23 protein-coding genes are annotated in these 21,015 nt (G+C 64.9%); 19 read left to right on the top strand and 4 right to left on the bottom strand.

The genetic code is table 11. The features are described from left to right. Positions 1–87 precede the first annotated feature (87 nt). Positions 88–930 carry a substrate-binding periplasmic protein gene (locus tag BW991_RS15580; RefSeq protein WP_076603035.1) on the bottom strand — a complete coding sequence of 281 codons (843 nt, stop codon included), beginning with the start codon at positions 928–930 and terminating at the stop codon, positions 88–90. Beyond that, a complete protein-coding gene (gene pedF / locus BW991_RS15575; protein WP_076603034.1) occupies positions 920–1,378 on the bottom strand; it encodes a cytochrome c-550 PedF in 459 nt (152 codons plus the stop codon). The genes BW991_RS15580 and pedF overlap by 11 nt, the downstream gene beginning before the upstream one ends. 252 nt (positions 1,379–1,630) lie before the next feature. Between pedF and BW991_RS15570 the strand changes: the two genes are divergently transcribed. The 8 genes from BW991_RS15570 (at position 1,631) to BW991_RS15535 (ending at position 9,640) form a co-directional block, all read left to right on the top strand. Next, positions 1,631–3,664, top strand: a complete 2,034-nt coding sequence (locus BW991_RS15570) for a sigma-54-dependent Fis family transcriptional regulator (protein WP_076603033.1) — start codon at positions 1,631–1,633, stop codon at positions 3,662–3,664. Between the two features lie 97 nt (positions 3,665–3,761). Continuing rightward, positions 3,762–4,238, top strand: coding sequence for a 4Fe-4S dicluster domain-containing protein (locus BW991_RS15565; protein ID WP_076603032.1), 477 nt, complete (start codon positions 3,762–3,764; stop codon positions 4,236–4,238). A 15-nt stretch (positions 4,239–4,253) separates the two neighbouring features. Further along, the gene (locus BW991_RS15560; RefSeq protein WP_076603031.1) at positions 4,254–6,101 is read left to right on the top strand and encodes an aldehyde ferredoxin oxidoreductase family protein; all 1,848 of its coding nucleotides are present in this window, start codon (positions 4,254–4,256) and stop codon (positions 6,099–6,101) included. Between the two features lie 93 nt (positions 6,102–6,194). Continuing rightward, positions 6,195–7,466, top strand: a complete 1,272-nt coding sequence (locus tag BW991_RS15555; protein ID WP_076603030.1) for an NAD(P)/FAD-dependent oxidoreductase — start codon at positions 6,195–6,197, stop codon at positions 7,464–7,466. Between the two features lie 19 nt (positions 7,467–7,485). Continuing rightward, positions 7,486–7,737 (top strand): sulfur carrier protein ThiS, encoded by a 252-nt coding sequence (thiS, locus tag BW991_RS15550; RefSeq protein WP_076603029.1) that lies wholly within the window; start codon positions 7,486–7,488, stop codon positions 7,735–7,737. Positions 7,738–7,844: 107 nt separating this feature from the next. Further along, entirely contained in the window at positions 7,845–8,153 is a 309-nt protein-coding gene (locus BW991_RS15545) for a hypothetical protein (RefSeq protein WP_076603028.1), read from the top strand. A 66-nt stretch (positions 8,154–8,219) separates the two neighbouring features. Next, the gene (locus tag BW991_RS15540; RefSeq protein WP_076603027.1) at positions 8,220–8,924 is read left to right on the top strand and encodes an ABC transporter permease; all 705 of its coding nucleotides are present in this window, start codon (positions 8,220–8,222) and stop codon (positions 8,922–8,924) included. Between the two features lie 2 nt (positions 8,925–8,926). Continuing rightward, positions 8,927–9,640, top strand: a complete 714-nt coding sequence (locus BW991_RS15535; RefSeq protein WP_170879118.1) for an ABC transporter ATP-binding protein — start codon at positions 8,927–8,929, stop codon at positions 9,638–9,640. A 5-nt stretch (positions 9,641–9,645) separates the two neighbouring features. On the opposite strand, the gene BW991_RS15530 is transcribed toward BW991_RS15535, so the two are convergent. After that, a complete protein-coding gene (locus BW991_RS15530; RefSeq protein ID WP_076603026.1) occupies positions 9,646–10,542 on the bottom strand; it encodes a LysR family transcriptional regulator in 897 nt (298 codons plus the stop codon). Positions 10,543–10,649: 107 nt separating this feature from the next. Between BW991_RS15530 and BW991_RS15525 the strand changes: the two genes are divergently transcribed. The 9 genes from BW991_RS15525 to BW991_RS15485 all read left to right on the top strand — a co-directional run bounded on the left by BW991_RS15525 (position 10,650) and on the right by BW991_RS15485 (position 18,450). Continuing rightward, positions 10,650–11,522: an SDR family oxidoreductase gene (locus BW991_RS15525; RefSeq protein ID WP_076603025.1), complete on the top strand. Its 873-nt coding sequence runs from the start codon at positions 10,650–10,652 to the stop codon at positions 11,520–11,522. 38 nt (positions 11,523–11,560) lie between these two features. Further along, entirely contained in the window at positions 11,561–12,103 is a 543-nt protein-coding gene (locus BW991_RS15520; protein ID WP_076603024.1) for a cytochrome b, read from the top strand. 25 nt (positions 12,104–12,128) lie between these two features. Next, complete coding sequence (locus BW991_RS15515; protein WP_076603023.1) at positions 12,129–12,722, top strand: YceI family protein; 594 nt, start codon at positions 12,129–12,131, stop codon at positions 12,720–12,722. Positions 12,723–12,782: 60 nt separating this feature from the next. Further along, positions 12,783–13,361: a YceI family protein gene (locus BW991_RS15510; protein WP_076603022.1), complete on the top strand. Its 579-nt coding sequence runs from the start codon at positions 12,783–12,785 to the stop codon at positions 13,359–13,361. 105 nt (positions 13,362–13,466) lie between these two features. Further along, on the top strand, positions 13,467–13,712 hold the full coding sequence (locus tag BW991_RS15505; RefSeq protein WP_076603021.1) for a CDGSH iron-sulfur domain-containing protein: 246 nt from the start codon (positions 13,467–13,469) through the stop codon (positions 13,710–13,712). A gap of 266 nt (positions 13,713–13,978) precedes the next feature. Then, positions 13,979–14,500: a hypothetical protein gene (locus tag BW991_RS15500; protein WP_139335951.1), complete on the top strand. Its 522-nt coding sequence runs from the start codon at positions 13,979–13,981 to the stop codon at positions 14,498–14,500. A 427-nt stretch (positions 14,501–14,927) separates the two neighbouring features. After that, positions 14,928–15,269 (top strand): c-type cytochrome, encoded by a 342-nt coding sequence (locus BW991_RS15495; RefSeq protein WP_244551715.1) that lies wholly within the window; start codon positions 14,928–14,930, stop codon positions 15,267–15,269. 68 nt (positions 15,270–15,337) lie between these two features. Next, entirely contained in the window at positions 15,338–16,294 is a 957-nt protein-coding gene (locus BW991_RS15490) for a DmsE family decaheme c-type cytochrome (protein ID WP_076603018.1), read from the top strand. Between the two features lie 20 nt (positions 16,295–16,314). After that, positions 16,315–18,450: an MtrB/PioB family decaheme-associated outer membrane protein gene (locus BW991_RS15485; RefSeq protein WP_076603017.1), complete on the top strand. Its 2,136-nt coding sequence runs from the start codon at positions 16,315–16,317 to the stop codon at positions 18,448–18,450. A 171-nt stretch (positions 18,451–18,621) separates the two neighbouring features. On the opposite strand, the gene moaC is transcribed toward BW991_RS15485, so the two are convergent. Continuing rightward, on the bottom strand, positions 18,622–19,116 hold the full coding sequence (gene moaC, locus BW991_RS15480) for a cyclic pyranopterin monophosphate synthase MoaC (RefSeq protein WP_076603016.1): 495 nt from the start codon (positions 19,114–19,116) through the stop codon (positions 18,622–18,624). A 79-nt stretch (positions 19,117–19,195) separates the two neighbouring features. On the opposite strand from moaC, the gene BW991_RS15475 reads away from it, so the two are divergent. Both BW991_RS15475 and BW991_RS15470 read left to right on the top strand, forming a co-directional pair. Beyond that, a complete protein-coding gene (locus tag BW991_RS15475; protein WP_076603015.1) occupies positions 19,196–20,644 on the top strand; it encodes a beta-barrel assembly-enhancing protease in 1,449 nt (482 codons plus the stop codon). A gap of 86 nt (positions 20,645–20,730) precedes the next feature. Then, entirely contained in the window at positions 20,731–20,961 is a 231-nt protein-coding gene (locus tag BW991_RS15470) for a sulfurtransferase TusA family protein (RefSeq protein ID WP_018990453.1), read from the top strand. Positions 20,962–21,015 lie beyond the last annotated feature (54 nt).

Genomic DNA, 21,015 nt, shown 5'->3' with positions numbered 1-21,015 from the left:
AAAGAAGCCGGATGTTCTGCAAAACCGTGCATAGGGTTTATCGAACATCCGGCAATTTTTCGGGGCGCCGAGTGCCCCGAAAGCCGTTCAGGGAAGCTTGTGCGTGACGCCGTGGGCCGAGAAGATCCGTGCGAGTTCGCCCGAGCGCTGCAGGTCCGCCAGCGCTTCCGATAGCGCCGCCGCCAGCTCCTTGCTGTCGGCCTTCACGGCCATGCCGAGCGGCCAGCCCTTCACCCGCAATTCAGGCATGTTCAGCGCGTCGATCTCGAACTGCTTCTGTTCCTTCAATGCGGCTTCGAGCTGGCTGCGCGGTGCCATCACGGCGCTGACCTCGCCCTTCACCATGGCCGCGGCGGCTTCGGCGACGCTGCGGAAATGGACGACGTTGTCGCGCAGCCGTCCGTTCAGCACATGCAGCATGAAGTCGCTGGCGTGCGTGTCGAGCTCCACGCCGACTTTCTCGCGCGTGAATACTTCGAAGGCGACCGCCGCCGACCCCGTTGCCGCCTGCACCCGCGCGGGATTGCGCGCGAGCGCCATCGTCTCGAGGTGATAGGGGCCGAAGATCGCCACCTTGTCGTTCTGTGCCGCGAACTGCGCATCCACCGGCACATGCAGCATCACGTCGGCCGGGCGCCGGCCGAGGTAGTGCCCTTTCCACACCATGTTGCGCAGGTCGTCGCTCATGTTCTCGTCGGGCGGGAACTCGACGATCTCCGCGCGCATCCCCAGGCGCTCGGCCAGGGACTGCGCGATGGCTACGTCGATGCCCTTGCCGCGTGCCGAGAAGGGCGCATAGTCGGCATACACGGCCACCCGCAGGGTACCTGCCTGCTGCACTTCGAGCTGTGCGGCCGCGTGGGCCGGGAGCAGGGCGCCTGCCATCATGGCGCCCGCTGCGATCAGGAATGCGCGTCGTTCATTTTTCACGTACGGTCTCCAGCCAGGCCTTTATTGCCCACATCGCCTCCTGCGACAGCATGCCCTCGAACGGCGGCATATACACGGCGCCGTTGCGACTCACGCCATTGCGGATGCGCTGCAGGAAATACTCGTCCGTTTCCGGCGCGATGTCGAGCTTGCGCAGGTCCGGAGCGATGCCGCCCGACACCGCCCCGAGGCCGTGGCAGCGTGCGCAGTTCTGGTTGAAGGCCGAATCGCCGATGCGGATCGCCTCCGCGTTGTCGCGATAGGGATTGACGGCGCGCCATTCCTCGCCGAGCTTGGGCAGTGTCGATACATCCACCGCCTGCGGCGTCACGTCGCCGTGTGCGTGGGCCAGTCCCGCTCCGAGCGCGAGGCCGGCGGCGAAGGCCGCGGCGCGCAGTTTGCGGGTGAATGTCTCCTTGTTGTGCTTGTCCACCTTCTGATTCCTCATCTCTGATTGACGACGCCCGGAGTGCCGGATCTGCACCTTCCTTCGCAAGCCCTGTGCCACGTGGGCCAGGCGACCCGGAATCCGGCGTATTTCCTTGGTAAGGCGCCTGAAAGCTGCTGGCAGGAAAATTGCTCCACTGTTGTTGCCGGATCGGATGACCGATTGCTTCGACCTGGTGCAGGTGCTACTTTCTGACACAAGGGACAAACAAAAAAATAGTCCCCAAAGTGACGCGCAGGAGAGGAGGAGAAGATGGCCGTATTACCGCAATTGCGGGATCGCCGCGAGAACACCATTTCGGACGCGCGACGATTTTTCTTCGAGCTTGGCCAGACGCCGGAGGCCGGGCTCGCCCCTCCTGTGCTGCGTTCCTGGCAGCGCTGTCGCAACGGCGGGCTCGACCACCTGGATGCCTACCTGATCGACCCCGCGGGCCGCGCCCAGCTCTCCGACGCGCGCGACCGCAGTGCGCGGCTGCTGGAGCACGCGGGCGGGATCATGGAACACGTGTTCGAACAGATCCGCGCCTCGGGCAGCATGGTCATCCTTGCCGACACGAAGGGCATGATCCTGCACTGCCTCGGCGACCCCGATTTCGTCGGCCGCGCGCAACGCGTCGCACTGCAGCCGGGCGCGTCGTGGGATGAAACCTTCCGCGGCACCAACGCGATCGGTACCGCGATCCTCGAAGGCGCACCGGTCGAAATCCATGGCGCCGAGCACTACCTGGAACGCAATGGCTTTTTGACCTGCAGTGCCGCGCCGGTGTTCAACGCACAGGGGTGCATCGCGGGCGTGCTGGATATCTCGGGCGACTCGCGCAGCAACCAGCGCCATACGCTGGGCCTCGTGCGCCTCTCGGTGCAACTGCTCGAGAAGCGCCTCTTCGAGGCGGAGTTCGCCAAGGAAATCCGCATCGCCTTCCATCCGCGCCCCGAATACGTCGGCAGCCTGCAGGAAGCGATGCTCGCGGTCGATGCCGACGGCCGCATCGTCGGCGCCAATCCCGTCGCGCGCGAATGGCTGGGACTTACGGCCGGACTGGCCGACGCACCGTCCTTCGGCATGCTCTTCCGCACCGGCTTCGGCCAGGTGCTCGACCGCGCGGCCAACGCGCCGGACGACCTGCTGCTGCTCGAAATGCGGCGCGGCGATGCCGTCTATGTGCAGGTGCGCGGCCACCGGCGGACGCGCCCGGAGGTTCCTGCGCCGAGATTGCAGGAAGCGGCGCAGGAGTCGGCGAAGGGGCCGGCGAAAACCTCGGACGGTTCGAAAGGTCGCATCACCCTCGACAGCCTCGCGACCGGCGATGCGCGCCTGCAACTCGCCCTCGACCGCGCGCGCCGCGTGCAGGGCAAGGACATCCCGCTGCTGATCCAGGGCGAATCGGGTGTCGGCAAGGAACTCTTCGCCCGTGCTTTCCACAACAGCGGCGTGCGCAGCGACGGACCCTTCGTCGCACTCAACTGTGCGGCGATTCCGGAAAACCTCATCGAATCGGAACTCTTCGGCTACGTCGGCGGCTCCTTCACCGGCGCGCGGCGCGAGGGCGCGGTCGGCAAGCTGCAGCAGGCCCACGGCGGCACGCTGTTCCTGGATGAAATCGGCGACATGCCGCTCGGCATGCAGGCGCGCCTGCTGCGCGTGCTGCAGGAGCGCAGCGTCACGCCGATCGGCTCGATGAAATCGATCCCGGTCGACATCTCCCTCGTGTGCGCGACCCACCGCGTGCTGCGCGACGCCGTGAAGCAGGGCGTGTTCCGCGAAGACCTCTACTACCGCGTCAACAGCCTCACCGTCACCCTGCCGCCGCTGCGCGAACGCACCGACGTCCGCCGCATCGTGTCGAACCTGCTCGAGATCGAATCGGCCGACCGGCGCAGCGGGCCGCTCGGCATCAGCGAAGAGGTCATGGGCTTCTTCGAACGCTACCCCTGGCCGGGCAACGTCCGCCAGCTCCAGAACGTCATCCGCGTCGCCGTCGCGCTGCTCGACGACAACGAGCACGAGATCGCCTCGATCCATCTGCCCGAGGAGCTCTTCGGCATCGATGGCGAGGAGGGCGGCGAAGGCCTCGCCCCTTCTACCCCGATGACGGCCATGCCGGTCGCGGCCATCGCGTCGCCTGCGCCGGCGGCCACGATCGGGGCGCGCAGCCTGGACGAAATCGAACTCGAAGCGATCGCGACGGTCATGCGTGAAGTGGGCGGCAACGTCTCCGCCGCCGCACGTCGCCTCGGCGTCAGCCGCAACACTCTCTACCGCAAGCTCGGCCGGATGAGTTGACAGCCCTGTTATGCGATAGACATTGTCACGGGCATGGTATTTGCCTAAAGTGGTCTGTTGTGTCCCGTAGCGAATCTACCGACGGAGGAGTACATCGATGTGGAAATCGCTCTATATTGACCCCGCGAAGTGTACCGGCTGCCTGCAATGCGAGATGGCCTGCTCGTACGAACATACCGGTGTCATCAATCCCAGCGACTCGCTGATCAAGGTCTTCAATTTCGAGCATGAAGGGCGCAAGGTGCCCTACACCTGCACCCAGTGCACCGACGCGTGGTGCATGCACTCCTGTCCGGTCGATGCGATCCGGCTGGACCTGACCACCGGCGCGAAAATGGTGTTCGAGGACACCTGTGTCGGCTGCAAGGTGTGCACGATCGCCTGTCCGTTCGGCACGGTCAATTACAACCAGGCTACCGGCAAGGTGCAGAAATGCGACCTGTGCGAGGGCGATCCGGCCTGTGCGAAAGCCTGTCCGACCGGCGCGATCACATACATCGACGCCAACTGGACGGGTCTTACGCGCATGCAGGCCTGGGCTGCCAAGGCCAACACCCCCGCATCGGCGGCCTGAGAGGAGAGGAATACCATGGCATGGAATCGCAAGCTCCTGCGGGTGAACCTCACCCAGGGCACGTGCAAGGAAGAGCCCCTCAACATGGAGTGGGCCAACGAATACCTCGGATCGCGCGGACTGTCGGCCAAGTACCTGGTCTCCGAGATCGACCCCAAGGTCGACCCGTTGTCGCCCGACAACAAGCTGATCATGGCGACCGGCCCGCTCACCGGCACGATGGCCTCCACCGGCGGCCGCTACACCGTGAGCTGCAAGGGACCGCTCACCGGCGCGATCGCCTGTTCCAACTCGGGCGGCTTCTTCGGCGCCGAGCTGAAGTTCGCCGGCTGGGACATGATCATCTTCGAAGGCCGGTCGCCGAAGCCCGTCTACCTCTTCATCGAGAACGACAAGGCTGAACTGCGCGACGCCTCGCACCTGTGGGGCACCAGCTGCTGGCACACCGAGGAGCAGATCAAGGCCGACCACCAGGATCCGCTGATCCGCGTGTCCTCGATCGGCAAGGCGGGCGAAAACCAGGTGCTGTTCGCGGTCGTCATCAATGACCTGCACCGAGCGGCCGGCCGCTCGGGCGTGGGCGCCGTGATGGGCTCGAAGAACCTCAAGGCGGTTGCTATCCGCGGCACCAAGGGCGTCGCGGGCATCAAGGACTTCCCGGCCTTCCTCAAGGCCACCACCGACGCGAAGAAGGTGCTCGCCGACAACGCGGTGACCGGCCAGGGCCTGCCCAAGTACGGCACCCAGGTGCTGATGAACGTCATCAACGAGATCGGCGCGCTGCCCACGCGCAACCACCGCGACGTGCAGTTCGAGGACGCCTCCAAGATTTCCGCCGAGGCGATGCACGAGAAGCGCCCGACCGACGGCAAGTCCCACCTCATCACCAACGCCGCGTGCTTCGGCTGCACCATCGCCTGCGGGCGCATCTCGCAGCTCGACAAGAACCACTTCACCGTCAAGAACAGCCCGCAGTACTGGGGCGCATCGGGCGGCCTGGAGTACGAAGCCGCCTGGGCGCTCGGTGCCGCCAACGGCGTCGGCGACCTCGAGGCGCTGCAGTACGCCAACATGCTGTGCAACGAGCAGGGCATGGACCCGATCTCCTTCGGCGCCACCGTCGGCGCGGCGATGGAACTCTACGAGATGGGCGTGCTGAAGAAGGAAGAGATCGGTCTCGACACGCCCTTCGGGTCGGCCGAAGCGCTGGCGAAGCTCGCCGAGATGACCGCAGCGGGCGAAGGCTTCGGCAAGGAGATCGGGCAGGGCTCGGCGCGCATGTGCGCGAAGTACGGCCATCCCGAGCTCTCGATGAGCGTCAAGAGCCAGGAGTTCCCCGCCTACGACTCGCGCGGCATCCAGGGCATGGGCCTCGCGTACGCGACCTCCAACCGCGGCGCCTGCCACCTGCGCGGCTATACGGTCGCGTCCGAAGTGCTGGGCATCCCGGTCAAGACCGATCCGCTCGTCACCGAAGGCAAGGCCGAACTCGTGAAGGCCTTCCAGGACGCCACCGCGGTGTTCGACGCCGCCGGCATCTGCGTATTCACGTCCTTCGCGTGGACGCTCGCCGACGTGCAGCCGCAACTCGCGGCGGCCTGCGGCGAGGAATGGACGATGGAGAAGCTCAACGCGGTCGGCGAACGCATCTGGAACCTCGAGCGCCAGTTCAACAACGCCGCGGGCTTCACCGCCAAGGACGACAACCTGCCGCCGCGCCTGTTGAAGGAACCGGCCAAGACCGGCCCGGCGAAGGGACTCGTCAACGGCCTCGACAAGATGCTGCCCGAGTACTACAAGGTGCGCGGCTGGACGCCCGACGGCGTGCCGACCGCGGAAACCCTGGCGCGACTCGGACTCTGAGCATCGCCTGACGCTCGCCTGTCGAGCGTGTGAGCCCTTCCCGGCGGCCCGCTGCCGGGAAGGGCGCCTCATCGCCCAAACGAGGACGAACCGATGAAACACGTGATACTCGGCAACGGACCCGCCGGCGTCGTCGCCGCCGAAACGCTGCGCCGCGCCGCGCCCGCCGACGAGATCCTGATGGTCGGCAGCGAGAACGTTCCGCCATACTCGCGCATGGCCATTCCCTACCTGCTCGAAGAGAACATCGACGAAACGGGCACTTACCTGCGCAAGGCGCCCGAGCACTTCCGCAGGCTCAACATCGGCGAACTGCGCGCGCGTGCCGTGTCGCTGGATACGGACAAGCGCCGCATCCTGTTCCACGACGGCCACTTCGAGGACTACGACCGCCTCCTCATCGCGACCGGCTCGCATCCGGTGCGCCCGCCCATCCCCGGCGTCGACCTGCCCGAAGTGCAGACCTGCTGGACGCTCGACGACGCCCGCGCCATCGCCCGGCTCGCCAAACCCGGCTCGCGCGTGCTGCAGCTCGGCGCCGGCTTCATCGGCTGCATCATCATGCAGGCCCTTGCTGCGCGCGGCGTGCAGCTCACCGTCGTCGAGATGGGCGACCGCATGGTGCCGCGCATGATGACGCCCAAGGCCGGCAGCATGATCAAGCGCTGGGTCGAGCAAGAGGGCATCCGCGTCGTCACCAACGCCGGCGTGCAGCGCATCGACCGCAGCAGCACCGAGGGTGTCGTGGACGTGACCCTGTCGACCGGCGACGTCCTGCCGTGCGACCTCGTGATCGTCGCTGCCGGCGTCGCGCCCAATGTCGCCTTTCTCGACGCCACCCCCGTGCATGTCGCCAAGGGCGTGCTCGTCGACGACAAGCTCGAAACCAGCGTGCCGGGCATCTTCGCCGCCGGCGACGTCGCCGAGGCGCCCGACCTCTTCACCGGTGCCCACCTCGTCGCGGCGATCCAGCCCAACGCTGCCGACCAGGCCCGCGTGGCCGCGCTCAACATGGCGGGCCGCCACACGCAGCTCAACGGCGTGCTCGCGATCAACGTGCTCGACACGCTGGGCCTGATCTCGGCGTCCTTCGGCCAGTGGTGGGGCGAGGGGAGCGAAACCGGCGGAGCGGGTGTCGAACACATTGATGAGAACCGCTTCCGCTACCTCAGCCTGCAGTTCAAGGACGACGTGATGATCGGCGCAACTTCGATCGGCCTCACCCAGCACGTCGGCGCGCTGCGCGGCCTGATCCACGGCCAGGTGAAGCTCGGGGCGTGGAAGGACCGCCTGCTTGCCAATCCGCTGCAATTCGTCGAGGCGTATGTCGCCCGCTCGCAGCAACCGATGGCGCTCGCGCGCTGATGCCGGAGTGGATGCACCCATGAAGATCGGCTTCAAGCTCTTCGCCTCCCTCACCGACTACCTCCCGTCCGACCGCAGGGGCAACCGCATCGAACTGGAAGTCGGCGAGGGGACGACCATCGCCGAGCTGATCATGCGCTTCAACCTCCCCGAGCGCAGCGCGCATCTCGTGCTCGTCAACGGCCATTTCATCCCGCCCGCGCAGCGCGCCTCGCGGCCGCTCGCGGACGGAGACGAACTGGCCATCTGGCCGCCCATCGCCGGCGGCTGAATTTTGCGCGTTCCAGTTCCGGCACTGCGAGGACCGCAGCCACGCGGCCGCAGCTGGAGGGAGCCCGCAAGTGAACACTGCATCCACACATGACAGGAGAGCGCTCGTTGGCGTTTGTCAGCGGTCCCGTGCCGGAGCGCTTCGAGCGCGAGGTAACCGCCTCGCCCGCCGAGTTCGAGCGCGACCTGCGCAAGGCATCGCCCTGCGCGGTGGAAGCCGTCGCCCCCGGTCATTTCCGCCTGTGCGCCGGGCCGACCCGGCTCGACATCCATGTCGCGACACGCGGCGTGCGACGGCTCGGCCTGCTTCAGTTGCAGACGCTCGGGGTGCGTTACGAATTCTCCGGTGGCACCGAATCCGACCGCAGGGCCTTGCTCGTTCCGCTCGACCGTGCGATGCAGCGAGGCGGCGGATGAGGCGATTCCCGATCCGCATGCGGCGCAGGGCTGCCTAAGTGCGGCGCTTGCGCTATGCTCCGGCCAATGTACGGACTCGCCGCGACCTTCTCCGACGCCTTCGCTCTCCTCTCCACCTTCGATCACCGCGCGGTCGAAATCGTCAGCCTGTCGCTGCGGGTCAGCGGTTCGGCCGTGATCCTCGGCACGCTCATCGGGCTGCCCCTCGGCGCCTGTCTCGCCGTAGGCCGCTTTCCCGGCCGGAGCGCCACCCTGGTGGTCATCAACGGCCTGATGGGCGCACCCTCCGTCGTCGTCGGCGTGGTCGTCTATCTGATCCTGTCGCGCTCGGGCCCGCTCGGCGGGCTGGGAATGCTCTACACGCCCGCTGCGATGGTCGCCGCGCAGACGCTGCTGGTCGTCCCCCTGATGGCCGCCATTGCCCGCCAGATCATCGAGGATACGTGGCAGCGCTATGCCGAGGAGTTCCGGGCGATGCGCTTCACATGGCTGCAAAGCGTCACGACGCTGTTATATGACTGCCGTCATTCCCTGCTCGTTGCCGTCCTCGCCGGACTCGGGCGCGCCATGAGCGAGGTCGGCGCGGTGATGATCGTCGGCGGCAACATCGACCATGCCACGCGCGTCATGACCACCGCGATCGCGCTCGAAACCAGCAAGGGCGACCTGCCGCTCGCGATCGCATTGGGCATCGTGCTCGTCGCGGTCATCCTGGTCCTCAACGCTGCCGCATTCGCGATGCGGGCGTGGGCGATGCGCAGGTACGGCTGAGCATGTTCCCGCTGCGCCTGCGCGACGTCCGTTTCCAGCCCAACGGCCGCAAAGTCCTCGACGGCATCGAACTCGAACTGGGCGGCGAGGGCATCACGCTCGTGCTCGGCCCCAACGGCGCGGGCAAGAGCGTGCTGCTGCGCACGATCTGCGGCCTGCTCGAACCGACTGCCGGGCAGATCGACTGGGGCGGCGGCGCACGCCCCCATCTCGGCGTGATGATGGTGTTCCAGCATCCGATGATGCTGCGCGCTTCGGTGCTGGAAAACGTCGCACTTGCGCTCAAGCCCCACGGCGTACCGCGCGTCGAGCGCCGCCGCCGCGCGGCCGACGTGCTCGATCGTGTCGGCCTGCTCGCGCGTGCGTCCGACAGCGCCAGATTGCTGTCGGGCGGCGAACAGCAGCGTCTCGCGCTCGCCCGTGCCTGGGTGACCGCGCCGCGCCTGCTGCTGCTGGACGAACCCACTGCCAGCCTCGACCCCTCCGCGACGGCCGAGGTCGAACGCATCGTGCGCGAGATCCGTACCGACGGCACCCGCATCCTCATGACCACTCACAATCTCGGTCAGGCCACCCGCCTCGGCGACGACGTCGTCTTCATGAGCGCCGGACGGGTGCGCGAACACGCCTCGGTGCAGCGCTTCTTCGCCCGCCCCGCATCCGACGAAGCCCGCCTGTTCATCCAGGGCGAGCTGCCGTGGCGGATGAATTTCTGAGCCGCTCAGTCCCAGTACGGGACCGGCCCGATGCGCTCCGCCAGATAATCGACCAGCGTCCGCACCCGGTGCGGCACATAGCGCGTGCCGGGAAACACCGCGTAGATGTGCAGCTCGGTTGCCGAATATTCCGGCAGCAGCACTTCCAGCAGTCCGGCCCGTACCGCCTGCGAGGTCAGGAAGGTCGGCTCGCGCACGATCCCCAGCCCGCGGATCGCCGCATCGAGCAGGGCATCGCCGTTGTTGGCGCGGAAACGCCCCTTGATCGGTACCGAATAGGGTTCCCCGTTCACGCTGAAGTTCCAGCCGAGGCTCGATCCCAGCGTGTAGGTCAGGCAGTGGTGCTGCAGCAACTCTTCGGGATGCTGCGGTCGCCCGTGCCGGTCCAGATAGGCCGGTGAGGCGACCACCGTGAGCGAACTGCGGCTCAGGCGACGGATCACCAGTGACGGATCGATCTGCTCCGAAATCCGCACGGCGAAATCCATCCCTTCCTCGATCAGATTCACGCGCCTATCGCTGAACTCGACGTCCACGCTGACTTCCGGGTAGGTCGTGATGAAGTCCGCTACGAGCGGCATCAGGTGGCGCACGCCGAAGCTCATCGGCACGCTGGCGCGGATCTGACCGCGCGGCGCCTGCTTCTCGCCTGCCAGGTCGCCCTCCGCCGCCTCGACCATCGCCAGGATTTCGCGGCACTTTTCCAGGTAGGCCGAACCCGATGACGTCAGGCTCAGTCTTCTTGTGCTGCGGGCGAGCAGCTTGGTTCCGAGGTGTGCTTCTAGCGCCGCGATCTGTCGCGTGATCGCCGAGCGGGCGACATTCAGCCGGTCCGCGACCGCAGTGAAGCTTCCTGCTTCCGCAACGCGAACAAACACTTCCATTGCCTGCAGGCGATCCATTGTTGTCCTCGGTGCAACAAAGAGTTTGCTTGGTTCCGCTATTTTAGAACCAATCAATCCCATAAAGTGCGCCCATACGCTAATGACGCAACGCCAAGGACCACCACATGATTCTCGTAACCGGAGCAACAGGGCAGTTGGGCCTGCAGATCGTGCAGCAGCTTGCCGTGCGACTGCCGGGCGCGGGTGTCGGTCGGCTTGCCGTCAGCGTGCGCGACCCCGAGCGGGCCGGCGCGCTTGCTGCGCGCGGCATCGAAGTGCGTCGTGGCGATTTCGATCAACCCGAAGCCCTGCGTGCGACCTTTGCCGGCGCCTCGCGCCTGGTGATCGTGTCGACCGACGGCCCGAAGGCGCAACGCATCGCCCAGCACCGCAATGCAATTGAAGCTGCGCGTGGCGCCGGGGTCGAACACATCCTCTACACCAGCTTCCTCGACGCCGACTCCGCGTCACCGTCCGAGTTTGCGCAGGTGCACGCCGACAGCGAGGCAGCGCTCGCCGCATCGGGCGTCGGTCACACCATCCTGCGCAACGGCATGTACGCCGACTTCCTGCCGATGACTTTCGCGGGTGCGCTGCAGAGCGGCCTGCTGCAGCTGCCGGCGGGGGAGGGCAGGGTCAGCTACCTGTCGCGCAACGAGCTTGCCGGGGCGATCGCCGCCGCAGCCGTCGCGCCGCGGCTCGAAAAGCGCATCTACGAGCTCACGGGCCAGACCGCCCACGACTATCACGACCTCGCCGCTCGCGTCGGCGCCGCGACCGGCAAGACGCTGCGCTATGAACCGGTTGGCGAGGACGTCTACGCCGGCGTGCTCGAGGGCGTCGGCATGCCCGCCTGGCTCGCCCGCGCGATGGCGAACATGTTTACGGCCGCCGCCGCGGGCCGTCTGGCGCGCACCACCAACGATTTCGCCGCGCTGGTCGGCCACCCGCCCAAGTCGATCGACTGCCTGATTGCGGAATTCTTCCGCGCAGTCTGAGTGCATCAACGAAAACAACAGGACCAAGGGGAAAAGCGATGAGTGCTCCGGACCAATATTCGAAACCGGCGGTAATCGTGCACTGGATGATTGCGATCCTCGTGCTCGTCGCCTTGCCGCTCGGCTACTACATGACCGATCTGTCCCTGTCGCCGCGCAAGCTGCAGCTCATCTCGTGGCACAAGTGGATCGGTTTCACGGTGCTACTGCTGTTCATCCCCCGGCTGATCCTGCGCGTCACGAAACCGGTCCCCGCGCCGGTCGACACCATGCCCGGCTGGCAGCGTGCAATCGCGTCGGTCACCCACGTCGTGCTCTACGTGCTGCTCATCGCCGTGCCGCTTAGCGGCTGGCTGATGAGCTCGGCGAAGGGCTTCCCGGTGGTCTATCTGGGCCTCGTCCCGCTGCCCGATCTGGTCGGCAAGGACGAAGCGCTCGGCAACCTGCTCAAGTCTGCCCACGAAGTCCTTACCTCCGGACTCCTGGTCCTCGTGGGGCTGCACATCGCCGCCGCACTCAAACACCACATCATCGACCGCGACGAAACGCTGGTGCGGATGGTGCCCCTGCTCAAACGCTGAACCGGACAGTCAAAGGAATACACATATGAACAGCAAACGACTTCTTGCCGCAGCCCTCGTGTCCCTCGTTCTGCCGCTGGCCGGCACCGGCGCATACGCGGCGCAGCCGGCTGGTACGTTCGATCAGGTGCTGGCCGCGAAAAACCGTATCGACTTCGTCTTCAAACAGATGAACGTGCCGGTCAAGGGCTACTTCAAGAAGGCCAATGTCGATCTCGTCTTCGATCCGGCCGCCCCCGCGAAGACGACCGTTCGCCTCGACCTCGACCTTGGCAGCATCGATGCCGGCTCCGCCGACGCGAACAGCGAAGTGGTCGGCAAGCCCTGGTTCGATCTCAAGGCCTTCCCCACCGCGACCTTCGTGTCGTCGTCCGTGAAGCCTCTCGGCGGCGACCGCTACGAAATGACCGGCAAGCTCACGATCAAGGGCAAAACCCGCGACGTGACGACTCCGGTAACCGTCACGCAGAACGGCAACACCGCTGCGTTCGACGGTGGTTTCACCCTCAAGCGCCTGGAGTTCGCCATCGGCGACGGCACCTGGTCGGACACCTCGATCGTCGCGGACGAGGTCAAGGTCAGCTTCCACGTCGAAGCCGAACGCCGCGCTGCGAAATAAGCCTTCCTGTCACCAGAACCATCCATTTTCCGAACCCTTCCTGCACTAAGGAGATTCACGATGAAGCAACTCAAGCGCCTCGCCCTCGCATCCATCCTCGCCGCCACCGTCGCCGCCCCCGCCATGGCCGCCCCCGAAACCTTCGATATCGACGGCTCGCACACTTTCGCGCGCTTCGCCTACAGCCACTTCGGCTATTCAAAGCAGGAGAGCCGCTTCAACAAGACCACCGGCACGATCAAGCTCGACCGCGCCGCGAAGTCCGGCTCGGTGGACGTCTCGATCGATGCCAAGTCGGTGGATACCGGCTTCGACCAGTTCAACGGTCACATCCAGGGCGAGGACTTCTTCCATACCGAGAAGTATCCGGCGATCACCTTCAAGTCGACGAAGCTGAACTTCAGCGGCGACAAGCTCGCCTCGGTCGACGGCAACCTGACCATCAAGGGCGTTACCAAGCCGGTGAAGCTTGAAGTCACCTCCTTCCACTGCATGGAGCACCCGATGCTCAAGAAGGAAGCCTGCGGCGCGAACGCCTCCGCCGTGGTCAAGCGTTCCGACTTCGGTGCCGGCAAGTTCGCTCCCTACGTCGGCGACGACGTCACGCTCGAGATCGCGGTCGAAGCGGTCAAACAGTAAGTCGGTCCGAAATTCCGTCTCCATTGATCCCTCCCCCTGGGGATCACTTTTGCCACCCCGGAACTCCCGGGGTGGTTTTTTATCCACCGCATGAGGAGTTGATTCATGTCTAACGAATCCGCAAAGATCGCCCAGAATTCCCCCTACGCAGTCGACATCGAGGCCGGCAAGAGCTACTGGTGGTGTTCCTGTGGCAAGAGCACCAAGCAGCCGTTCTGCGACGGTTCCCACCAGGGAAGCAGCTTCGCCCCGGTCGAGTACAAGGCCGAGGAAAACAAGACCGCCTACTTCTGTGGCTGTAAGCAGTCGGGCAACGGCGTGATGTGCGACGGCGCCCACCAGAAGCTGTAAATCACACCTGCTCCGGCGCGAGACCGCTCATCCTCGCGTCTCGTGCCGGGGCAAATTCCCGCTTATTGGTCCGCTTTTGGGGAATCTCACCCGCAACATTCCCCTTCTTGTGTGCAGTTGTAAAAGCAGCCCGATCCGCTCGACGGGAGAGTGATAATTGCGCCAAGAGCGCGCTCCGGCTCGGCTCCACTGCGGAATCGCCAACCCGTAGCATCCGCAGCCCGCGCAGTTTGCGCGCTCCGTCTCCATCATTCCGGGCTGCAAACATGAGACGTTGCGCCGCGGCCTTGGCCGCAAGTCTTCCGCTCCTCGCGCACGGCGCCTGGATCTCCAGCGAGCATCTCGTGCACGCAGCCCGCAGCGACGCACATGGAGCCGAGCACTTCGGCGCCCAGCTCGTACTCACCCCCGACGAGTCGCACTTCCTGAAGGCGTGGCGCGTGTCGAACACTCCCCAGCAGCTGCCCGCCACGGCGACCGTGCGGCGCGGGGCGTCCGTCATCGCCATGCTCGTCTTCCAGGGATGTGCAAGGGATGCTACCGGACGATGCGATGTCGTCGCCGATCTCGTGCTCCAGGCGCCGGACGGAGGGCGCATCCGGGGGGGCTCGACGTCCCTGTGGTCCGCCGAGTCGGTGCCCGGGCATCTCCATCTCGGCAACGGCAGCATGCAGGTCAGCTTCGACCCGCACGACCGCATCGGACGCTACAAGGTGATCGCAACCGTCCGCGACCGCGTTTCCGGGCAATCCCTCGTCCTGAGTTCGGGCCTGCAAGTCCTCGAATAGTCGGGGCGGCGTTGCCGTTGCGCTCCCCGGGCGCCAAGACCGTCGCACATGGGTGTCGCCGGACGACGATGTGTCGTCCGCCGGTTGCTATCGCTTCCAGCATTGACCACGGCCCCGGTTGACCGGCTGGCCGCAGGCGACACGCCTGCCTTTCCGAAGTATCGCAATGTGCTAATTAAGATGTCCTGCATATACATTTAATTAGTCGCCGGTGATGTGCCGGTACATGCGGAAATACGGATCCTGTATAAAAAATCGTCAGCGTGTCAAGGCCTTGTGTTGTAACGAGGCAATTGTGTCCTTTTGTACGTTTGTGTCGAACATCCTTGGAAAATTTGGGGGTATATTCCACTAGCAAAATGTCTACGGGGAGTCCGTTCAGCTCCCGCGGGCATTTGGATGCGTATATATCGAAAGGAGAATCAGCGTGAAGGCACGAATTCTTGCGAGCATGATCCTTGTCGGACTGACGGCAACCCTCGCGACCCCGGCTGCAATGGCTGTGGACGCCGACGCTGCCAAGGCCACAGCCAAGCGCAATGACTGTTTCAAGTGCCATGCGGTCGACAAGACCAAGAAAGGCCCGTCCTACAAGAAGATCGCCGCCAAGTTCAAGGACAAGGCGGACGCCGAGCAGAAGATGGTCGAGCAGATCACCAAGGAACATAAGGTGAAGCTCGAGGACGGCACCGAGGAAACGCACAAGGTGATCGACACCACCGACAAGGCCGAGATCAAGAATCTCGTCGACTGGATCCGCGCCCAGTAACTCGCGGCAAACGATCCGGCACGCATCGCCGTGGTGCGCGCCACTCATCAGCAAATCAGGGGGTTTATATGAAATCGCTAGGAAAAGCGTTGCGCGTGTGCGCGTTCGCGGTCCTCGCCGGGAGCCTGTTCCCGGCGCTGACTGCGACCGCTGCCGAGAAGGAAGCGCCCAAGGACATCGTCCTCACGGGCGATGCAAAATGTACGACCTGTCACGACGAGAACGACTCGCCCGATGCGCTGCGCATCGGCAAGACGAAGCACGGCACCGTCGCCGACAAGCGCACGCCGGGCTGTACGAACTGCCACGGCGAGAGCGAGAAGCACGTCAAGGAAGCCGGTCGCGGCAGCGGCCCGACGCCGCTCGTCGACGTCGGCTTCACGAAGAAGAACACCGCGACTTCGGCCGAGGCCCAGAACGCCGCCTGTCTGAACTGCCACCAGGGCAGCACCCGCATCTTCTGGCAGAACAGCACCCACGCTCGTCGCGATGTGACCTGTGTTTCCTGTCACTCCATCCACGACGGCCACGACAAGGTTCGCGAAGCCAAGTCGCAGCCCGAAGTGTGCTCGAACTGCCACAAGGAACAGCGTGCGCAATTTGCGCGTCCTTCGCACCACCCGGTGCCGGAAGGCCAGATGAGCTGCTCGTCCTGCCACAACGTGCATGGCGACAACCCCTCGCAGCTGGTGAAGTCCAGCGTGAACGACACCTGCTACTCCTGCCACATGGAAAAGCGCGGCCCGTTCGTGCATAACCACCAGCCGGTGTCCGAAGACTGCGCAATCTGTCACAACCCGCACGGCACCAACATCGCCAACCTCCTGAAGGCACGCGCGCCCTACCTGTGCCAGGAATGTCACAGCCATGACAGCCACCCGAGCAGTCTCGCCGGCCTGCCGGTTGACCGCACGGGGAATAGTCTTCCGCATACCGTCGGCCGTGGCTGCCTGAATTGCCATACGAATATCCATGGCGGCAACAGCACTGTGAACAATGCGACCGCCGGGCGCTTCCGTCGCTGATCGGGCCAAGGGAGATTGACATGAAAAACTTCAATACGACATTCAGGCTGACCGCAGTAGCTGCGGCCATGCTCGCGGCATACGGCTCGGCTTTCGCCGAGGATGACATCAAGCAGCTCACGGAGCCCGACAGCTCCATCTCGGTGGGTGCCGGCTACTGGTCGAATGATCGTCCGCAGCAGGGCATCTTCGACGGCATGCGGGATGACCACGGTTATGCCCTGATCGATGCCGACGTCGTCAAGCGCGACGACGCCACGGGCACCTGGTTCAAGTTCAAGGGCGACAGTCTCGGACTGGAGAGCCGCAAGATCTCGGTCGAAGTGCAGCAGCAGGGCAACATGGGCGGCTTCGTGAACTATTCGCGCATCCCCCGCGAAAGCCCGCTGGAGATCCGCTCCGGGATCCGCGGCGTGGGATCCGAACGCATCACGGTCAGCGGCTCCGGCGCCAATGTGCTGCCGTTCCACGATGTCGACCTGGCAACGTACCGCGATCTCATCCATGTCGGCTTCAGCAAGAATCTGCTCAAGGACGTCGACCTCAAGCTCAGCTTCAAGAACGAGGAAAAGAACGGCAGCCGGCACTGGGGCATGGGCAGTGCGGCCCTCTTCGTCGCGGAACCGATCGACAGCACCACGCAACAGCTCGACGTGACGCTCGAATATACCGGCGAGAAGCTCCAGCTGGCGGGAGGTTATGCGGGGAGCTGGTACAACAACAAGAATGATTTGGTGTTGGCCTCTGTCCGGGGCGTGTCGAATCCGAGAGAGACTTCGTCGGCGCCCAATACGACGCCGTTGTCACTGCCGCTCGACAACGAGGCGCATCAGTTCTTCCTGAATGCCGGCTATTCCTTCACTCCCTCGACGCGCGGGACGCTCAAGGTTTCGCGCAGTGTGGCGACCCAGGACGAAACCATCCCGAGCATCGGGCTGACGGGTGTCAATGCGCCATTTGCGGGTGCGCCGCGCAAGCTGGATGGCGAGATCGTGACCTCGCTGGTGGAACTCGGGCTGAGCTCGCGGCCGACCAGCAAGCTGTCGCTGAATGCGAACCTGCGTTATCACGACGTCGACGACAATACCCCGCTGTTCGGTTTCGTCGGTAACAACACGACGCGCGTAGCGACGGTGCACAACACGCCGCATTCGTACGAGACCAAGTCAGGGAAGGTCGAGGCGTCGTACCTGTTGCCGGAACGCTTCAAGCTGATCGGCGGCGTCGACTTCAAGGATCAGGACCGCTCTGCACCGAAGTTCCACGACGAACGTTACGTGCCGTTCGCCGAGAGCATCGAGGAGACGACGTATCGTCTGCAACTGCGTCGTTCGATGTCGGAAACGGTTAACGGTTCGGTCGCCTTCCTGCACAGCGTCCGCGAAGGATCGGTGCGAGCGTTGCCCCATGAGCCGAGTACGCTGAGGGATGGCGGTAGTATCTATGATGCGATCAATCCCCTGCACATCGCCGATCGCACGCGCAACAAGTGGCGGATGTCGCTGGACTGGGCGCCGGTCGAGGCCTTCAGCATGCAGTTCAATGTCGAAGACTCGCGCGACGACTATCAACGTGAAGATGGTCGGCCCTTTGGTCTGAAGGATGGACAGGCGACGCTGGTCTCGGTCGATGCTCGCTATGCGTTCTCCGACAAGTGGCAGATCACAGGTTGGGCGTCGCATGATGTGACAAGTGCGGAACAATTGTCTGGACGGTGGGCGCGTAATACCAGTTCCTCGATTCCTAACATGCTGAAGCGTGCGGACCTCGAAGACCAGGGGGACTCGGTCGGACTGGGTTTGCGTGGCGCCGTCACGAGCAAGTTGAGCATCGGAGCCGACGTACAGTGGACGCGGACGCAAAGTTCGTATGACGAGGATACGTCCGCCGCACGCACGGCCTCCGAGATTCCGCTTGCCGACATCGAGAGCACGCTCACCCGCGTGTCGATGTTCGCCCGCTACGCGATCCGGAAGAATGCCGACGTCCAGCTCGACCTGATTCACGAGCGCTGGAAGACCGACGACTGGACGTGGAGCTTTGCCAACGGCTCGAACTACGTCTATGGCACGACGACCGACGGTACCGTCGTTTCGAACAAGCCGAAGCAGACGGCCAATTTCATCGGCGCACGCTACATCTACAAGTTCCAGTAAGCGGTTCTTGTAACGCACGTAGCTCACAACGGGGCGGCGCAAGCCGCCCCGTTTTCATTTGCGATCAGTTCTTGGGAAGAGGTGCGACGGTGATCGCGCGCAATTTCCGCGGCTGGGAGCGCAAGCCTCTGTCTTGCGCGGGGAAGCGGTTGCCCTGATTGATGCTGCGGACTACTGTCCCGCGACCCAGTGCCCCGACTTCCCGCCGAGCTTCTCCATCAACTGGATGCCATCCATGCGCATGCCGCGATCCACGGCCTTGCACATGTCGTAGATGGTGAGCAGCGCCACGTTTACGGCGGTGAGCGCTTCCATCTCGACGCCGGTCCGGCCGACCGTTTCCGCGGTGACGCTGCAGTCGATGCGGCTTTGCGCTTCGTCGAGTTCGAACTCGACGGCGACGCGGGTCAGCGGGATCGGGTGGCACAGGGGAATCAGGTCGCTGGTGCGCTTCGATCCCTGGATCGCCGCGATGCGCGCGATGCCGAGTACGTCGCCCTTTTTTGCGCTGCCGGACTTGACCATCGCGAAGGTCTCCGGCTTCATGCTGATCGAGCCGCGGGCGACGGCGACGCGGCGGGTTTCGCTCTTGCCGCCGACGTCCACCATGTGGGCCTGGCCGTGGGCGTCGAAGTGGGTGAGGGCGGAAGCTTTCTGCTCGGTCATGGCTCGGTGTGCGCGGTGTCGTACAGTGCGATACATTCCGCGCTGAACGGTTAATGGTGGGCCGGTATCATAGCACCCGATGATCAGACGAATTCTTATCCTGCTGTTGTGCGTCGCCCTCGTGCCGCCGGTGAATGCGGCCGGTCTGCCGGATCTCGGCGATGTGGGGGCCTCGGAACTCTCGCCGCTTGCCGAACGCAAGCTCGGCGAGTCGATCATGCGCGAGATCCGCTGGCGCGAAGCGAGCTATCTCGACGACCCCGAGGTCGAGGATTACATCAACCGGATGGGACGGCGGCTCGTTGCGGCGAGCGCCGCGCCACAGCTGGAATTCGAGTTCTTCGTCGTGCGCGACGGCACGCTCAACGCCTTCGCGATGCCCGGCGGTTTCATCGGCGTGCACACCGGGCTGATCGTCACGGCGGAGTCCGAGTCGGAGCTGGCCTCGGTGCTCGGGCACGAGGTCGCACACGTGACGCAGCGGCACATCGCGCAGATGTTCGGCAAGCAGAGCCAGACCAGCATGGTCATGCTCGCCTCCATGCTCGTCGCGGTGCTTGCGGCGCGCGGCGACTCGCAGCTCAGCCAGGCGGCGATCGCGGCGGGGCAGGCCGGGGCGCTGCAGGCGCAGCTCGGCTATACGCGCGATTTCGAACGTGAGGCCGACCGTCTGGGCTTGCAATCGCTCGAAGGGGCCGGCTTCGACGTGCGCGGTATGCCCAGTTTCTTCGAGCGGCTGCAGCGTTCGAGCCGCTTGTACGAGAACAATGCACCGAGCTACCTGCGTACGCACCCGCTGACCCAGGAGCGGATTTCCGACATGGGGAACCGCGTGGCGCAGTTGCGTTACAAGCAGGTTCCCGATTCGCCCGACTTCGGTTTCGTGCGCGCGAAGCTGCGCGTCGGGGCGATGCAGCCGATCGATGCCGTGCGCGAATTCGAAGCGCAGGTCGCCAAGAACGGCGGCGATATCGCGCAGCGCTATGGCTACGCGCGGGCGCTGCTCGCGGCCGGCCGTCTCGACGATGCCGGCAAGCAGGTGGAGACCTTGCGGCGGGAGGCTCCGCAGTCGTCCTTCGTTGACATGCTGGCGGCGGAGTTGCGGCTGGCGCAGCATGATGCCGCCGGTGCGGTGCAGATCCTCGAAGCGGCGCAGAAGCGTTTTCCCGATAGCCAGGCGGCGCGGTACGCGCTGATGGATGCGATGATCCTGGCAGGGCGTGCGCGCGATGCCGGCGCAATGGCGCGGACGGCAGTGCAGAACCGCAAGGAGGATCCGCGCCTGTGGGCATTCCTTGCCCGCTCGGAGGCCGAGCAGGGGCACCGCGCGGCCCAGCACCGCGCACAGGCCGAGGTGTATGTGCTGCGCGGCGCGGTTCCGGCCGCGATCGAGCAGCTGGAGCTGGCGCGCCGGGCGGGAGACGGTAATTTCTACGAGCTGTCGGCGGTCGATGCGCGCCTGCGTGAGCTCAAGGAACAGGAACGCGAACGCCGCCGCGAGGAACGCAAGAACGGCCGTTCGGAGTGATAGCTACGATAGTTCCGTAGCCGGCCGCGGGCGCGGTTATGGCCATGGGGTAGAATTGCGCTAACTGTCAGTGAGGGTTACGCGTAATGGAGTTTCAAAAGGAAGTCGATGCGCGCGGGCTGACCTGCCCGTTGCCGATTCTGCGGGCCAAGAAGGCGCTCGCCGAGATGAGCGCCGGCCAGGTGCTGCGGGTGCTGGCGACCGATCCCGGTTCGGTGAAGGACTTTCAGGCCTTCGCCCGGCAGACCGGGAACGATCTGCTGCAACAGGGTGAAACGGCCGACAAGGCCTTCGAGTTCTACCTGAAGCGCAAGTAGGGATCGGGCTGCGCGGCCCTGCATGGCAGGGTGCGGACGCGAAAAAACAAGGGG

Source organism: Aromatoleum tolulyticum, assembly GCF_900156155.1.
In the GTDB taxonomy this organism is placed as follows: Bacteria; Pseudomonadota; Gammaproteobacteria; order Burkholderiales; family Rhodocyclaceae; genus Aromatoleum; species Aromatoleum tolulyticum.
This window is presented reverse-complemented; position numbering and strand designations above follow the sequence as displayed.

Coding starts and splice junctions, on each gene's coding strand:
- BW991_RS15525 (WP_076603025.1), top strand. CDS start 10,650: ATGATTCTCGTAACCGGAGCAACAGGGCAGTTGGGCCTGCAGATCGTG.
- thiS (WP_076603029.1), top strand. CDS start 7,486: ATGAAGATCGGCTTCAAGCTCTTCGCCTCCCTCACCGACTACCTCCCG.
- BW991_RS15515 (WP_076603023.1), top strand. CDS start 12,129: ATGAACAGCAAACGACTTCTTGCCGCAGCCCTCGTGTCCCTCGTTCTG.
- BW991_RS15505 (WP_076603021.1), top strand. CDS start 13,467: ATGTCTAACGAATCCGCAAAGATCGCCCAGAATTCCCCCTACGCAGTC.
- moaC (WP_076603016.1), bottom strand. CDS start 19,116: ATGACCGAGCAGAAAGCTTCCGCCCTCACCCACTTCGACGCCCACGGC.
- BW991_RS15570 (WP_076603033.1), top strand. CDS start 1,631: ATGGCCGTATTACCGCAATTGCGGGATCGCCGCGAGAACACCATTTCG.
- BW991_RS15555 (WP_076603030.1), top strand. CDS start 6,195: ATGAAACACGTGATACTCGGCAACGGACCCGCCGGCGTCGTCGCCGCC.
- BW991_RS15530 (WP_076603026.1), bottom strand. CDS start 10,542: ATGGATCGCCTGCAGGCAATGGAAGTGTTTGTTCGCGTTGCGGAAGCA.
- BW991_RS15490 (WP_076603018.1), top strand. CDS start 15,338: ATGAAATCGCTAGGAAAAGCGTTGCGCGTGTGCGCGTTCGCGGTCCTC.
- pedF (WP_076603034.1), bottom strand. CDS start 1,378: ATGAGGAATCAGAAGGTGGACAAGCACAACAAGGAGACATTCACCCGC.
- BW991_RS15500 (WP_139335951.1), top strand. CDS start 13,979: ATGAGACGTTGCGCCGCGGCCTTGGCCGCAAGTCTTCCGCTCCTCGCG.
- BW991_RS15560 (WP_076603031.1), top strand. CDS start 4,254: ATGGCATGGAATCGCAAGCTCCTGCGGGTGAACCTCACCCAGGGCACG.
- BW991_RS15510 (WP_076603022.1), top strand. CDS start 12,783: ATGAAGCAACTCAAGCGCCTCGCCCTCGCATCCATCCTCGCCGCCACC.
- BW991_RS15540 (WP_076603027.1), top strand. CDS start 8,220: ATGTACGGACTCGCCGCGACCTTCTCCGACGCCTTCGCTCTCCTCTCC.
- BW991_RS15520 (WP_076603024.1), top strand. CDS start 11,561: ATGAGTGCTCCGGACCAATATTCGAAACCGGCGGTAATCGTGCACTGG.
- BW991_RS15470 (WP_018990453.1), top strand. CDS start 20,731: ATGGAGTTTCAAAAGGAAGTCGATGCGCGCGGGCTGACCTGCCCGTTG.
- BW991_RS15485 (WP_076603017.1), top strand. CDS start 16,315: ATGAAAAACTTCAATACGACATTCAGGCTGACCGCAGTAGCTGCGGCC.
- BW991_RS15475 (WP_076603015.1), top strand. CDS start 19,196: ATGATCAGACGAATTCTTATCCTGCTGTTGTGCGTCGCCCTCGTGCCG.
- BW991_RS15535 (WP_170879118.1), top strand. CDS start 8,927: ATGTTCCCGCTGCGCCTGCGCGACGTCCGTTTCCAGCCCAACGGCCGC.
- BW991_RS15565 (WP_076603032.1), top strand. CDS start 3,762: ATGTGGAAATCGCTCTATATTGACCCCGCGAAGTGTACCGGCTGCCTG.